The organism is Nostoc foliaceum FACHB-393 (assembly GCF_014698505.1).
GTDB classification, from domain to species: Bacteria; Cyanobacteriota; Cyanobacteriia; order Cyanobacteriales; family Nostocaceae; genus Nostoc; species Nostoc foliaceum_A.
On the sequence record NZ_JACJTD010000050.1, the window covers coordinates 18,061 to 31,019 of the forward strand.

The following is a 12,959-nucleotide window of genomic DNA, read 5'->3' on the forward strand; positions in this document are numbered from 1 at the left end:
GCGGAGTATTGGCAAGTCCTTTTGCAGACTTTCTGATGGATTAGACCAGATAAAAAACAGTTGAAATCCATCACTCGCTAATTTCGTGTTCAAACTTGATAAATAACGGGAACAATAATTATGTAGATGTATAAATATATAAAATAACAATGAGTGGAAAAAAGAAACCCTGGCTGCCTATAGTTATCGCAGCAGTTTTAAGTTGGTTTGGCGTTAGTAAAATCCTGCAAATTACGAAAGATTATTCAGCACACCAACAAGCAATTACCGATGTACAGGCAATCGTTAATGAAAATAGTAATATTAATAGTATTCCCAATTTGGATGCTTTAAAAGCAAACCAAACCAAGATACAGCAAACAATTGAACAGCTAAAAATAGTTCCAAATCTACCAGGATATCCATATCAAAATGCCCAAAATCAAATATCACAGTTAAATCAATTACTTGCTAAACTTGACTCAAAAATCCAGGTTGAAGAAGCAGCTTTCAATAATTTACAAGCTGCACTTAAATTAGATGAGGAAGCAGCAATACTAGTCCAAGAGAAAGCTTACTCCAATAATTGGCAAGAAGCGAAAGGTAAATGGCAGCAGGCAATTAGCATTTTAGAAAAAATTCCTACAGCTACCTATGTTTCCGATACAGCAAAGCTTGGAATATTATCTGTAAAACGCAACTTTAATGATGTAGATAAGGTGATTACAAGTGAACAGAAATCACTTCAAAACTTTTCATCAGCAGTTGAATTAGCTCAAAAAGCTACTAACCTTACTAAAGATACTACATTAATCACATTACCTGAATTATTGAATGCAAAGTTGCAATGGCAGCAGGCAATTAATTTACTTGCAAATGTTTCTTCGGCAACTAATCTATCTTTGAAAGCACAATCCCAACTTAGCATTTATCGCAATAATTATCGCCAAGTTAGTAATGCAATTGATGAAATTAAAAAATGTCTAACACAAAAAACTAGTTTTGAGAGTGAATGTACAGCAAACATCTCATTATATATTAGTCCTCCTGAAACCCTAACCGCATTGCTCGAAGATATCAAAAAAGAAGAAGATGCTAATAATCAAATTGCTTCTTCTGAATTTAACAGTACATCTGGTACTTCCTCAGATACTTCAGATGAATCTAGCAGTAGTAACTATAGCGGCTATAGTGGTGGTTACAGTAGTGGTTATCGTAGCCATTCCGGTTCAGTTTCCGTAAATGGATACACTCGTAGAGATGGAACTTACGTCAATAGTCACACCCGCAGCGCTCCAGGTTCTCGTGTAAGTGGTTTTGGTAGTTTTCGTTCTGGAGGAGCGAGTTCATGAACGATGTTAGGAATAAGTTTTACCAGCAGCATCAAGATATATTTAGCTGGTACGATGCCGATGAATATGCTTGCTATGAGGTGTTAATGGTTGCACCGGAAACCATAGAAAAAATCAAGCAAGCAGCAACAAGAGTTTGGCAGGTTTTAAACCATGCGGCTCTGGTTATGAAACAGTTTGATGAACGGACTCTAATTGAATTTGATTATCCTCAATCAACCCTACGATTAATCAAAAATAATAAGCAAGTGCCTTTTATTGCCCGATGCGATTTTGCAGTTGTTGGTGATAATATCTACCTGCTTGAATGTAATGCGGAAGTGGCGACTTTTATAGTCGAAACATTCAAAATAAATGGGATAGTCGCTAAACATTTTGGGAAAGTAGACCCGAATATTAACGCTGAAGCAGTTCTTCAAATAGGGCTTAATCAATATATTGAAGAATCTGCCAAATATCTCAATAAATCTCCTGAAGACTGCAATATTATCTTTGCAGCCCTATCTGAAGCTCTCGAAGATATTGGTACTGTTGAATATTTAATGTCTTTGTGCCATTATCAATCTGCTTTTTGTCCAATCGAAAGTATTGCAATGGATGAGGATGGCTGCTACGACCATAGAGGTGAAGCAGTCGATATAATCTACCGCATATACCCAACAGAATGGATGGTAGAAGATAAAGATCCCGAATTTGGAGTAAGTCTCTGGGATTATTTTGAACCATTAGTCTATTCAAGGAAGCTAGCTTTAATTAATCCTGTCAGTGCTTTTGTAATGCAAAATAAAGCGTTAATGGCTTTAATTACAGAATTAGGAGTTGATTTTTTTAGTCAGAATAATTTGGCAGGATTTGAACATTTTTTACCTACATTTATGGAACAAGATAAAATCAATCCTCCCTTAGTGTCAAAACCTACTTGGGGGAGAGAAGGGAGAGAAGTTAAAGTTATTAAAAGTAATCAAGAAATAGCTTGTAACCCAGACCCAGAGTACGCTTATTTTGCTAAAATTTACCAAAAATATGCTGATTTACCAATTATCAAAGTAGAAGGAGAAGAGTATAGATTGCAGTTATCTTGCTTTTTGATCAATGGCGTTGCTGAAGGAGTGGCAGCAAGAATTGGTAAAGATGTGATTAATAATAACTCGAAATTTCTGCCAATTGGGTTTTAGGGGGAGAAGGGAAGAAACGGGAAAGTCGAATTTAGAATTTACCACCCAGCAGGCAAGGCAAGAAGGCGAACGCTTAACTTTGGGATTGAATCATGAACACGCTCTAAAGACTTGATAAAATTCTGAAAAGTCATAATTGTAGACAATTAAGATTGAATCAGACCATACTTGCAACTTACTGGGATTCCCAATTTGGGAATCTGGAAGTTTCGTTGTAGATTCCACTTCGGTCTGGTCATGCAGGGATCGCTCTTTTTCCTCATTGACTTGCTCAATATGACTGTGGTTTATATGCGTCGCTCTTTTTGGGATGTAAGCTAAAAGCACAAAAGATATGAGTTAACATCCTATGCAGCAGTCCACAAAAGGCAATTACCGGGATCTTTGGCGGCAGCTTGTTACTTTGGCTGCAATCTTTGGTGCTTTCGTTATCAACGTAGTATCGAACATTTTTCCGCTCAATGGACTCAGCATAGGGGAAATTTCCAATACTTTGTTTAAAAATGTCCTGATTATCCCTGCTAATTACGCCTTTGCTATTTGGGGGCTGATTTACCTTGGGTTGTTTGCTTTTGGGGTATACCAAGCTCTACCTGACCAACGAGATGACCCTGATTTACGTAAGACAGGTTATCTGTTGGTGATTGCCTGTGTTGCTCAAAGTATCTGGGTTTATCTGTTTTTGTCTCGGCTGTTTGCTCTTTCTGTAATTGCAATGCTTTTGATTCTGTTGCCCCTGATTGCTGTCTATGTGCAGTTAGAAATTGGCAATAAGCGTGTACCTCGGCTCAAGAAATGGTGTATTCAGTTTCCGATTAGCATTTATCTAGGCTGGATTAGCGTGGCAACCATTGTCAACGTAGCGTGTGCCTTGTATTTTCACGGGTGGAATGGTTGGGGGATTTCTGCTGTAATCTGGACTCTCATAATGTTATTGATAGCAACAGCAGTTGCAGCATTTATTGTCATCCAGCGTCGAGACATCGCTTATACAGGAGTAATACTCTGGGCATTGGTAGCGATGGCTGCGCCAAGGTCTGCGACCAACGCACTCAAACACTTTGATAACTCAATGCTCAGAAATGCTGCGTTGGTTTTGGCAATTGTCCTAGTTTTGACCGCTACGATTAACAGCTTACGCCCCCAACAAGAACATATTTAAGTGCGATGGCGTACCCGCCCACTGTAGGCTCACGCCCAAAAATTAACATTCATTGATGATGTCCTCACTAGCACCCTATTGGCGTAATACACTCAAAGTAAGAAGTCGGGTAGTTGACCGTGGAATTATCAACACTACAAGGACAACCAGCAAGTATTCTCGGTTTAGCAGGGCAATCGATAGATGCTGCAACTGTTTTGTTGGCATTTGAGGCGGGAATTAATTACTTTTTCTTTTACAATCTGGAATCTGAAAACTTTTTGGGTGGCTTAAAACCTCTGTTGCTAACAAAGCGTGAGCAAGTCTTGGTGGCAACGGGGAGTGAAAACCGAGATATACAATCTTTACGCCTTTACCTCGACTCTGTGCGCCATTGTTTAAATGTCGAAATGGTAGATGTATTTTTTATTGAATATGTCTCCCCTGCTGATGACATGACCCAGGTTCAGGTGTTGCTTGATGAACTTCGTTTGTGGAAGGATTCTGGACTTGTACGCTACGTGGGAGTTACCACACACAATCAAGCCATAGCTTTAGAAATGATAGAACGTCATCAGTGTGATGTGTTAATGCACCGTTACAATATGGCACATCGCAAGGCTGAACAAAACGTTTTGCCTGCCGCTCAAAAAGTTGGTATTCCCGTGGTGGCATTCACTTGCACGCGCTGGGGAACGTTACTCAAAGGTCATCACAACTGGTACGGAAAGTTACCCACGGCAGCAGATTGTTATCGCTATGCGTTAAATCATTCAGGGGTGCGTCTGGCGCTGACCGCCCCCAAAACTAGGCAGCAATTAGAAGAAAATCTTGCTGTTCTGTACGCACCCCAAATTGAAGCCCAAGAAGTAGCTAAATGGCACTCATACGGGAACTTAATTTATGGAACTGGGCAAGATGCGTTTGATACTCAATGGGTTTGAAAGGTGGAATGGTTGAGGGGAGCGATCGCACTGTGAGATAGCCACGTAATAGATGCTTGAATATAGAAGTCAACAAAAACCAATTATACCCATGTCAGAAATTGAAAACTTAGGAGTGAGTGTAGAGGAATATTTGGATGGATTGGCAGCAGGGATTGATGTTTTGGAATTGAAGCGGTTAGAAGCAAGGGGAATTCCCACAAACCTAGCTTTAGAAGTGATGGCGATTATGCCAAAGGTAATTGATGGCACGGCTACTCCTGAAGAGGTTGTCCGAGGGCTAATGATTATGTCGCCATCCTTAAGACAGCAAATTGAATAGTTTCAAGAATTACCACATTGGTTTACTTTGGATTGTCGTCTTGGATCAGTGCATCTAACTGAGCTAACAACTTCTCTACCTTCGCTTTTTTCTTTGGGTCGTCCCAAACTTGAGATTTTTTTAAGCGGCGAAATGTGTCATCAGCTAGGTCTTTTAATGATGGTGTTTCTGATTTAGTCTGCTGTTCAATTTCTTTGATTTTGCGTTTAATTTCGCTCAATGAGAGATTTAAGACTTTCGCATCTTCTAAAAATTGTTTTCTTGTTTTTTCATCTTGAATTCGGGCGATCGCCAGTGCTTTGGTATATTCAATCTGTCCATAACGTAGCACTTCCAGCACATCTGGAGGTAAATTGAGTAATGGTAGGCGATTTTTGACAAACGATTGCCAACTCATCCGTCCCAAAGATGAAAATAACTCTTCAATTATCTTGGTTTCTGGTTGAGACATAACGTTATGTCTCAGTTCGGAATTTTCCTCATAGCGATCGCAAACGTTTCTCATCCGGTTGAGATGACTAATTACTTCATCTCGTGTCATCTCTAACCGCAACACCAACAATTCCAGGATACCTTCAGTTTCTTCTAGGGGGTTGAGGTCTTCGCGTTGCAGGTTTTCAACGAGGCGCACTTGGTATGCAGTTGCATCGTCCATTTCCCTGGAAATAATGAGAACCTCAGTTAATGCTGCCATTGATGCGGCTCTATAGCGTCTTTCCCCTGCGACTACTTCATAACCGCCTCCAGGAAGGGGACGCACTAATAAAGGTTCGAGAATACCCAGTTCTTTTATCGAGCGTGATAGTTCTTCAAGCTTTTTAAGGTCGAAGTAGCGCCGGGGCTGGGACTGTGGCAGTTTGATTAAGTTGATGGCAACAGTAGTTGGTGAATTAGCAGTACTTTGGGTTTGGTTAAAGCTTTCGCCTAGTAGGGCAGCTACACCTTTTAACTGGCTGGTATAGGGTTGGTCTTTTTTGCTCACTGTAGTTTTTCTAAACTGAGGGCGATTTTTTTTAGTACAGCGACGGCAGGATGTTTGGGATTGTATAGTGCTAAGGGTATGCGTGCCTCACTTGCATCAGCAAAGGCAATAGATTTAGGAATGGGTTCGTAAACTGTGGCCAGGGGTGAAAGTTGTTCTGTGATAGCTTTCATGGTTCTGCTTTCTTGGGCAGTACGTGCATCATACATTGTGGGGATGAAGCCAGCAATTGTAAGTGTTTTATTAGCACCTTTGCGGAGTGTGGCTACAGTTCTTAATAGTAAGTCAGTTCCTTGAAAGGATTTGAATTGGCACTGAATAGGTACTAAGACATGGGTTGCTGCTACTAAGCTAATAACGCTGAGGATGCCTAAAGATGGAGGACAATCTATCAAAATAAAATCATAGTTGTCTAAAATGGGGGCAAGTGCATTTTTGAGGCGCATTTCCCGCATCAAGGCGGCAACCAGTTCAAGTTCAGCAGCGCTTAAGTTGATGTTAGCTGGAACCAAACCCATGCTGTGAATCAGTTCAGGATGAATTGCTAACGGTTCTTCACCCACCACTGCCTCATAGACAGTTTTGGTGGTACTTTCCGGTTCTAACCCCATAAATGTTGTGAGTGACGCTTGGGGGTCAAGGTCTATCAGAAGAACGCGGTTTTTCTTTTTTTGAGCGAGGTGATAGCCCAAGTTCATTGTTAAACTTGTCTTTCCTACTCCCCCTGATTGATTAAATAGCGCAATAATACGGGTTTTGCTCACGAGTGATAAATTACAGTTGTAATTAAAATGCCTCTAATACAGGCAGATTGTAGCTCTGGAATAAAGGTAATACAACTGGAAACAGTACATTTATCACAAATTAAGGTTGTAAGAGCTGTAAGGTAGTTGTCAAGCTTCTTGGTCAGAAGACGATCGCACTTCTTTTGTTTTGTGCGATGCTTGACTCAAACAAAAAGGCGATCGCAGCAGGAAACACTAGATCGCCTTTCCTCTAAGAAAAATCGTTAGTTGAAAGCCTGAGCGATGCCTGCGGCGGCCTACGCCTACACAAAAAAATCCACCAAGGAGGTACTGCCCCTCCTATGTCTGTGTTATCAGCACAGCGCCTCACTTTTCGGCTTCAGGTGGAAGGCGGAAGATGGAGGAATTGAACCCCCAGGTGTTACCCTGCTCTAGTTTTCAAGACTAGTTGCCCTCCCTTGAGCAGCATCTTCCATATAAACAAGGGGTATCTGAGGAGACTTGAACTCCCTAATGACTGGTTCCACAAACCAGCGCCGCGACCGCTTTGGCTTCAGATACCAAGAGTGGATACTGGTCGGATTTGAACCGACATCTTTCTGCTTGCAAGGCAGACGCTTTCCCAGTTAAGCTACAGACCCATGAGCAGGAGTGGTAGGGGTCGAACCTACATTGGTCGATTTAGAAGATCGATGCCCTCATCCATTAGGCGACACTCCCATAAATTGGTAGCCCCGGCAGGGATTGAACCCGCGACTTCCTCTTTGTAAGAGAGGCACTCTCCCAACTGAGTTACAGGGCTAAGAAAGCGATCGACGAGATTTGAACTCGTACCGTGAGTTTGGAAGACTCTGATGCTGCCGTTACACCACGATCGCATTAGTCAAGCTGGTGACAGGAGTTGAACCTGCAACCTACTGATTACAAGTCAGTTGCTCTGCCAATTGAGCTACACCAGCATTTGGTAGCGGAGCCGGGATTTGAACCCGGTATGTGAAGGCTTATGAGACCCCAGAGCGCACCATAGCTCCATCTCCGCGAGTACCCCTGACAGGAATCGAACCTGCAACAAACCCGGTTTAAGCGGGCTACGTCTGCCAATTGCGTCACAGGGGTAAAATTTGGTGGGCGCTACAGGAGTTGAACCTGTGGAGCGCCTGATTAAGTAGGCTATGTAGGGATCGAACCTACGCATCTTTCGCTTAAGAGGCGACTGCTTTACCACTTAGCTAATAGCCCAAGGCATCAGACTCAAAAGTTCTTATACTCCATCCACTACGCTTTGCAGTTGCTCTTCGATGACAGTTAGCGCATCGAACTTCACACTTTTCAATTTCTTTTGAAATGCTGTCAACACCCATTCCTGCATAAACCATTCTTGATATGCCATATTTCTTTTGTTGAATGTGATCGAATTCAAGAACGATGGGATCTGCCTCGCCACAGTCAACACAGCTACCTCTTCCAATTGGGCTACAGGAGTATATATAGGCTGGGAAGGAAGGAATCGAACCCTCAAACTTCGCATTCAAAGTGCGACGGCTTTGCCTGTTTGCCTACTTCCCAATAAATGGCTGCCCCAGTAAGAGTCGAACTTACAACCTCGCGGTTAACAGCCGCTTGCTCTGCCATTGAGCTATGGGGCAATGTGCCAGTCCCCCAGGTCAGTATCGAACTGACGACCTTCTGTTCTTCAGACAGACGCTACTACCAACTGAGCTACCAGGGGATAAGGCGAGAACGGAAGGACTTGAACCTTCACTCTTCAGTTTCGTAGACTGATGTGTTATCCAGTTACACCACGTTCTCATAAGGCGGAGAGAGAGGGAGTTGAACCCACAGTGAGATGCTGAATCCCACGACTGTTTAGCAAACAGCTTGCCCTGCCAATAGCAATCTCTCCATAATGGGCCGGGTAGGATTTGAACCCCATGTATGCCATGTAAGTTGAAAAAGCTATTGATTCACACACAGGAATTGAACCTGCTCACGACTGTTTAAGAGACAGTTGCCTTACCATTAGGCGAGTATGTAAGCTTTTTCGGTCAGGACACGGCAACGCACAGACAAGGATTTGAACCCTGACCAAAGGTTTTGGAGACCCTGATGCTGCCATTACACCATCTGTGCATTGGTAGCAGCGACGGGAGTTGAACCCGCATATTCTCGGTTATGAGCCGAGTACCTTGCCGTTAGGTGACGCTGCAACGTTTGGAGTCCAGGGCGAGAGTCGAACTCGCACAGTCGGTTTTGCAGACCAACACCGTACCATTAGGCGACCTGGACATACTACGAGGACGACAGGAATCGAACCTGTGACCACTTGCCTCGGAAACAAGCGCTCTTTCCGACTGAGCTACATCCTCATTTGGAAGCCTTGACGGGAGTTGCACCCGCTTCTCCTTGACTGAGAATCAAAGCGACTTGTCTATTTGTCCACAAGGCTACACGGGGATGATGAGATTTGAACTCACGATCTTTCGCTCGACAGGCGACTGCTTTAAACCAGACTAAGCTACACCCCCACGTTGGATGGCAATTATTTAGTTTTCATGGTTCAGAAGTGTTTGCGCTATGCCTTTTTGAGAGGCTGTAGTGCTTCACTACATTTATACTACATAACGTATTACAAGATGTCAAGGGCATACTACAAACTTTTTCAAAGAACTGAGAGGGCAGTGTTATGTAATCGAGCTTATTGCCCTCTCTGACTAGGTTTGAAGTTAATTACTCGTTCTCACTCAGGCGTTGTGCGTTCCAAAACTGTTCAGCAAATGCTACTGCTGGGTGAATTGGGGCTTTAGGCTTACTTTTGAGAACCATTCCAGCTTCATGAGATAACCGATCGCTCTTGATTGAATTACACTTCTCACACGCTGTTACAACGTTGTCCCAACTGTGCTGCCCACCTTTTGAGCGGGGAATTACATGGTCGAGCGTCAGACGCTTGCTGCTGCCGCAGTATTGGCAGGTGTGGTTGTCTCGCTTGAGTACTTCACGCCGATTTACAGGTGGTACTTTCCAGTGGCGTTCGGGATTACCAACGGTCAAGCGAATATGTTCAGGAACTTGTAGTACGACGCTGGGTGAACGAACTTCCCACTGCTTTGTACTGCCAAAATCCAACGACTCAGCCTGACCAGTAACTAACAGCACGATTGCTCGTTTGATGTTGATACGTGCCAGTGGTAGGTAGTTCTTAGAGAACACCACCACCGAATTTTGTAATATATGTGGTTGCTGACTTTGCTGTTGAGCTTGCATACCTTGATTCACTCCTCAAAAAACAACCCCCGCCTCTGAGATTCAGGAGCGGGGGTCAGATAGTTGATACTTTTTGCCCTATGTTGGTGCTGTAAGACATTTGCACCTCCCGCTTTGGATAAGTTGGTCTAGATTCAGCCATTCGGCAATTGCTCCGAAAATGCCAACACTTGCAGATTTATCGCCGACAAACAGATACATTTCCTCAAACGCAAACAGCGCGAATACTCTACCTAAACCCTTGTCGGGTCGGCAATGCACCGTGCTACTAATGGTTGAAGAGAATCTGCTGATCATTGAAGATTTGTAGTATTTGTAATTAAGAATTATTTTAATAATACATTTGTAGTATAGTTTTGTCTACTACATAGTTTTCCAGACGATAACCAGCCTGCGCGTTTGTAATATCCAGCCGCGCTCAGGTCTTCAAACACGCTGTCAAATTGGGGATGGGTTGACGGAAAAATCTTTCTCAGGCGATCGCTGAATTGCGATTAGTTCTTGAGTATCATCATCCATACTTACCACAAAGATAACTGCCCCGGTGAAACATTTGATTTACCACCTTGATGGTAATGAAGGTGACAAGCACTGCACAGAGCTATAAGGTTGCCTCTGTGATTATTTGCTGGATTTCTGTCCCAATGGTGTACCTGTAGCGTGTACACTCTACGTTTTGAGCGTGTAATCTCTGATGTTTTTTCACCAGGGGCAATGCACTGTAACCCGCACTTTTGACAACGCCACTGGGCTTGTTGCTTAATTGCAGTGGCAAGTTCTGACCAATTATCTGGGTACAGAGAATGGGTAAACGTCATTGCTTGTAATACAACTGAGGCTTGACTAATTGTAATATGAATAACAGTGCAAAAGCCTATTCTTCATCATTGCCGTATGTCACGCAAGGACTGTCAATTATGAGTGCTGGCTCAAATGAATTGCAGAAAATGACGGTAGAACAATTAACCCCAAATTCTTCTGGGTGAATGCACTCTATCGCTCCTTCTACTAAGGCATGGAAAGCACAATCATTGCAGATAGTCTGACATTCGCCCACTGTCATTGCTCCTCTATTAAATTAGAACAAGTAATGACTTAATTATCCAATCAAAACCTCGGCAGCACTGTACCCGTGCCCGCGTCTTTCTTCGTGCGGACATAAGCCTTTGTTGTATCGGTTTTACTGTGCCCCAACTGGTTTTGCACCTCAAAAACATTTTTATGCTCGACTGCTCTTGTCGCGTGAGAATGGCGTAACCAGTGACATGAAAACTTCACCTTTGCCACCTCGGAGATATCCTGAATCAACCTTTTTATTGCCCGATCGCTCAACGGCAACCCCCTTTTTGCAGGGTCTGGCGACATATTGGGAAACACCGGCACCTTGTCCCCAGCCATACCCCGATACTTCTTAAACTGCGATGATGTCTCGTGGTCTAACCCTATCTCCCGGTACTTTCCCCCCTTCCCTCGAAACTTAATTGTGTAATACCCCCACTGCCTATCATCCGGTGTTGGGTCTGGCTGCCATTTAAAATTGCTCCAATACAAACCTGGATAATCTTCCTTGGGTAACCTGGGTTCGTTACCTGGAACCGTCACCCGACCCACCTCGCCAACCCGCATCCCACTGTAAAAAAGCAGACAGAAAACCAGCCAGTGCTTCCCTCCCAACTGCTTGGCAGCATGAGCCAACTTCGCCATCTCAAAATCTTCAAGATACCGCTCCGCTTTGGGCAAATCGCTGAAGTTGTCGTAGCTTATCGTACTTGCAATATTCCGCAAAAAGTACCCAACATTCTCCGCACTGCCGTAACTCCACAGAGAACGCAACATCAATACTTGGTTAGATTTAGTATAAGGGGAAACCTCACCCCAAGAGGCAATAAATTCAAGTAACTTTGGTTGCTGAATTAATCTTAAATCAGGTATACCTTCATTGCATACCCAATCGAGTAATTTTTGACCAAAATGATAGTATTTCCGCTTAGTTTGCTCGCGGTTTTGGCTTCCAGCCCAAGCTAAAATTAATTCCTCATCATTAGCAACCGCAGGCGTGCGGTAATAATATTGCCGAATTACCTCCTCTACCAACTCCGGCGTTACTTGAGGATTAGGATTAGTGTTTTTAATTACACTTGGTTGTGGAGTAGTAGAGAGAATTTCGACCTGCGCCACCTCAATATTAGTAACATCCATCTGGTCTTTAGGGTTACGCAATGATAAATATATAGCTTCCTGGAAGTGCTGTTTCAGGAAGCTTTTATATTCTACGATAGCGCAGTGGATATGCGGGTATTGCCTGGGTAAGCCACATTGAAGATGCTTGAAGCGATAAGGCAGTATGAAGCGGCACTGTGCCTTATCGCTTTAAGCACAATTAATTAGCCAAAGGTTGCGCCAAATCGTTTATTTCACTGGATGGTAAAGTCCGTCTTTTGCATTCCATTCCCAACCTATGCCTCTGGGGTCACGGTTACGAGTCCAACTGATAAATTCTTTGGTGGTGAGTTTTTCTCGTTCCGGTGCGAGGCTCGACGGACTTAAACCTAGTCGCGGCGCTAGATTTTCAGGGGGCAATGCAAGCAGTTCAACTGGGGAAAGTTGGTATAGGTTAGCTTGTCTTCTTTGTTTGGGTTGACTGTTGTATCGAGTTGATGAAATAGCCCGTTCCAATTTTTCCAGATGCTTGGAGATAGCCTCTAGTTTGGTTTCCAGCTTCTCCTCCAGCTGCTTAACTGATTTACTGCTTGGGGCAACATCGATATCAATATTGCTATCAAACTTGGAGATCAATTCTTCTAAGCCTTGCAGTAAGGCAATTGTATGCCCTTGGCGATGCAGCCGCGATAGTTCTCTGACTACTGGAATTAGGGCAGTAGGGACGCGAATCATTTCGCTTGGTGGGGTCTTGTCGTCAGCCATTTGATATCAGTTTTGATAGCAATGAAATAATTGTAAAGCCAAAGCGAGTGTCAGGAATACAATGTAATTATTGTGCTTCAGCATATGAGCAAGATTAGTAGTAATACTTGTTGTGAAATACAAAGCTTA

The 12,959-nt window shown here is 43.3% G+C and carries 14 protein-coding genes and 21 tRNA genes; 5 read left to right on the forward strand and 30 right to left on the reverse strand.

Going from position 1 to position 12,959, the window contains the following annotated elements; translation table 11 throughout:
* The first annotated feature begins 149 nt into the window (after positions 1-149).
* From H6G92_RS28620 to H6G92_RS28640, 5 genes are all read left to right on the forward strand, one after another.
* Complete coding sequence (locus H6G92_RS28620; protein ID WP_190898879.1) at positions 150-1,331, forward strand: hypothetical protein; 1,182 nt, start codon at positions 150-152, stop codon at positions 1,329-1,331.
* On the forward strand, positions 1,328-2,506 hold the full coding sequence (locus H6G92_RS28625) for a glutathionylspermidine synthase family protein (RefSeq protein ID WP_190898882.1): 1,179 nt from the start codon (positions 1,328-1,330) through the stop codon (positions 2,504-2,506). Before H6G92_RS28620 ends, H6G92_RS28625 begins: the two co-directional genes overlap by 4 nt.
* Before the next feature lie 349 nt (positions 2,507-2,855).
* Positions 2,856-3,668 (forward strand): tryptophan-rich sensory protein, encoded by an 813-nt coding sequence (locus H6G92_RS28630; RefSeq protein ID WP_190898883.1) that lies wholly within the window; start codon positions 2,856-2,858, stop codon positions 3,666-3,668.
* 119 nt (positions 3,669-3,787) lie between these two features.
* The gene (locus H6G92_RS28635) at positions 3,788-4,591 is read left to right on the forward strand and encodes an aldo/keto reductase (RefSeq protein ID WP_190898884.1); all 804 of its coding nucleotides are present in this window, start codon (positions 3,788-3,790) and stop codon (positions 4,589-4,591) included.
* A 91-nt stretch (positions 4,592-4,682) separates the two neighbouring features.
* On the forward strand, positions 4,683-4,913 hold the full coding sequence (locus tag H6G92_RS28640; protein ID WP_190898886.1) for a hypothetical protein: 231 nt from the start codon (positions 4,683-4,685) through the stop codon (positions 4,911-4,913).
* A gap of 22 nt (positions 4,914-4,935) precedes the next feature.
* Here the strand turns inward: H6G92_RS28640 and H6G92_RS28645 are convergent, their stop codons facing one another.
* From H6G92_RS28645 to H6G92_RS28790, 30 genes are all read right to left on the reverse strand, one after another.
* Positions 4,936-5,895, reverse strand: a complete 960-nt coding sequence (locus tag H6G92_RS28645) for a ParB/RepB/Spo0J family partition protein (RefSeq protein ID WP_190898887.1) — start codon at positions 5,893-5,895, stop codon at positions 4,936-4,938.
* Positions 5,892-6,659: a ParA family protein gene (locus tag H6G92_RS28650; protein WP_114084207.1), complete on the reverse strand. Its 768-nt coding sequence runs from the start codon at positions 6,657-6,659 to the stop codon at positions 5,892-5,894. The genes H6G92_RS28645 and H6G92_RS28650 overlap by 4 nt, the downstream gene beginning before the upstream one ends.
* A gap of 373 nt (positions 6,660-7,032) precedes the next feature.
* A tRNA-Ser gene (locus tag H6G92_RS28655) sits at positions 7,033-7,115 on the reverse strand.
* 93 nt (positions 7,116-7,208) lie between these two features.
* Positions 7,209-7,282, reverse strand: a tRNA-Ala gene (locus H6G92_RS28660).
* Positions 7,283-7,287: 5 nt separating this feature from the next.
* Positions 7,288-7,361, reverse strand: a tRNA-Arg gene (locus H6G92_RS28665).
* Positions 7,362-7,367: 6 nt separating this feature from the next.
* Positions 7,368-7,443: transfer RNA gene (locus tag H6G92_RS28670), tRNA-Val, on the reverse strand.
* Positions 7,444-7,448: 5 nt separating this feature from the next.
* Positions 7,449-7,519 (reverse strand) — tRNA-Gly (locus H6G92_RS28675).
* A gap of 8 nt (positions 7,520-7,527) precedes the next feature.
* Positions 7,528-7,600 (reverse strand) — tRNA-Thr (locus H6G92_RS28680).
* Positions 7,601-7,603: 3 nt separating this feature from the next.
* Positions 7,604-7,681: transfer RNA gene (locus H6G92_RS28685), tRNA-Met, on the reverse strand.
* A gap of 2 nt (positions 7,682-7,683) precedes the next feature.
* Positions 7,684-7,757, reverse strand: a tRNA-Leu gene (locus H6G92_RS28690).
* Between the two features lie 50 nt (positions 7,758-7,807).
* Positions 7,808-7,880, reverse strand: a tRNA-Lys gene (locus H6G92_RS28695).
* A 22-nt stretch (positions 7,881-7,902) separates the two neighbouring features.
* Entirely contained in the window at positions 7,903-8,031 is a 129-nt protein-coding gene (locus tag H6G92_RS40510; protein WP_256090779.1) for a hypothetical protein, read from the reverse strand.
* Positions 8,032-8,133: 102 nt separating this feature from the next.
* A tRNA-Gln gene (locus H6G92_RS28705) sits at positions 8,134-8,207 on the reverse strand.
* Between the two features lie 5 nt (positions 8,208-8,212).
* Positions 8,213-8,287: transfer RNA gene (locus H6G92_RS28710), tRNA-Asn, on the reverse strand.
* Positions 8,288-8,296: 9 nt separating this feature from the next.
* Positions 8,297-8,370: transfer RNA gene (locus H6G92_RS28715), tRNA-Phe, on the reverse strand.
* A 6-nt stretch (positions 8,371-8,376) separates the two neighbouring features.
* Positions 8,377-8,450: transfer RNA gene (locus H6G92_RS28720), tRNA-Arg, on the reverse strand.
* A gap of 6 nt (positions 8,451-8,456) precedes the next feature.
* Positions 8,457-8,544: transfer RNA gene (locus H6G92_RS28725), tRNA-Ser, on the reverse strand.
* Positions 8,545-8,606: 62 nt separating this feature from the next.
* Positions 8,607-8,675, reverse strand: a tRNA-Lys gene (locus H6G92_RS28730).
* A 25-nt stretch (positions 8,676-8,700) separates the two neighbouring features.
* Positions 8,701-8,771: transfer RNA gene (locus tag H6G92_RS28735), tRNA-Trp, on the reverse strand.
* A 2-nt stretch (positions 8,772-8,773) separates the two neighbouring features.
* Positions 8,774-8,848 (reverse strand) — tRNA-Ile (locus tag H6G92_RS28740).
* Between the two features lie 5 nt (positions 8,849-8,853).
* Positions 8,854-8,927, reverse strand: a tRNA-Cys gene (locus H6G92_RS28745).
* A 6-nt stretch (positions 8,928-8,933) separates the two neighbouring features.
* Positions 8,934-9,007: transfer RNA gene (locus H6G92_RS28750), tRNA-Arg, on the reverse strand.
* Between the two features lie 3 nt (positions 9,008-9,010).
* Positions 9,011-9,087: transfer RNA gene (locus tag H6G92_RS28755), tRNA-Glu, on the reverse strand.
* 3 nt (positions 9,088-9,090) lie between these two features.
* A tRNA-Asp gene (locus H6G92_RS28760) sits at positions 9,091-9,166 on the reverse strand.
* A gap of 202 nt (positions 9,167-9,368) precedes the next feature.
* Entirely contained in the window at positions 9,369-9,905 is a 537-nt protein-coding gene (locus H6G92_RS28765; RefSeq protein ID WP_190898922.1) for an HNH endonuclease, read from the reverse strand.
* A gap of 78 nt (positions 9,906-9,983) precedes the next feature.
* Positions 9,984-10,202 (reverse strand): hypothetical protein, encoded by a 219-nt coding sequence (locus H6G92_RS28770; RefSeq protein WP_190898888.1) that lies wholly within the window; start codon positions 10,200-10,202, stop codon positions 9,984-9,986.
* Positions 10,203-10,426: 224 nt separating this feature from the next.
* On the reverse strand, positions 10,427-10,723 hold the full coding sequence (locus H6G92_RS28775) for an HNH endonuclease (protein ID WP_190898889.1): 297 nt from the start codon (positions 10,721-10,723) through the stop codon (positions 10,427-10,429).
* A 56-nt stretch (positions 10,724-10,779) separates the two neighbouring features.
* Positions 10,780-10,968 (reverse strand): hypothetical protein, encoded by a 189-nt coding sequence (locus tag H6G92_RS28780; RefSeq protein ID WP_190898890.1) that lies wholly within the window; start codon positions 10,966-10,968, stop codon positions 10,780-10,782.
* 44 nt (positions 10,969-11,012) lie between these two features.
* On the reverse strand, positions 11,013-12,125 hold the full coding sequence (locus H6G92_RS28785; protein WP_242059344.1) for a tyrosine-type recombinase/integrase: 1,113 nt from the start codon (positions 12,123-12,125) through the stop codon (positions 11,013-11,015).
* A gap of 189 nt (positions 12,126-12,314) precedes the next feature.
* On the reverse strand, positions 12,315-12,830 hold the full coding sequence (locus H6G92_RS28790) for a hypothetical protein (protein ID WP_190898891.1): 516 nt from the start codon (positions 12,828-12,830) through the stop codon (positions 12,315-12,317).
* Positions 12,831-12,959 lie beyond the last annotated feature (129 nt).

Coding starts and splice junctions, on each gene's coding strand:
- H6G92_RS28620 (WP_190898879.1), top strand. CDS start 150: ATGAGTGGAAAAAAGAAACCCTGGCTGCCTATAGTTATCGCAGCAGTT.
- H6G92_RS28625 (WP_190898882.1), top strand. CDS start 1,328: ATGAACGATGTTAGGAATAAGTTTTACCAGCAGCATCAAGATATATTT.
- H6G92_RS28630 (WP_190898883.1), top strand. CDS start 2,856: ATGCAGCAGTCCACAAAAGGCAATTACCGGGATCTTTGGCGGCAGCTT.
- H6G92_RS28640 (WP_190898886.1), top strand. CDS start 4,683: ATGTCAGAAATTGAAAACTTAGGAGTGAGTGTAGAGGAATATTTGGAT.
- H6G92_RS40510 (WP_256090779.1), bottom strand. CDS start 8,031: ATGGCATATCAAGAATGGTTTATGCAGGAATGGGTGTTGACAGCATTT.
- H6G92_RS28765 (WP_190898922.1), bottom strand. CDS start 9,905: ATGCAAGCTCAACAGCAAAGTCAGCAACCACATATATTACAAAATTCG.
- H6G92_RS28770 (WP_190898888.1), bottom strand. CDS start 10,202: ATGATCAGCAGATTCTCTTCAACCATTAGTAGCACGGTGCATTGCCGA.
- H6G92_RS28775 (WP_190898889.1), bottom strand. CDS start 10,723: ATGACGTTTACCCATTCTCTGTACCCAGATAATTGGTCAGAACTTGCC.
- H6G92_RS28780 (WP_190898890.1), bottom strand. CDS start 10,968: ATGACAGTGGGCGAATGTCAGACTATCTGCAATGATTGTGCTTTCCAT.
- H6G92_RS28790 (WP_190898891.1), bottom strand. CDS start 12,830: ATGGCTGACGACAAGACCCCACCAAGCGAAATGATTCGCGTCCCTACT.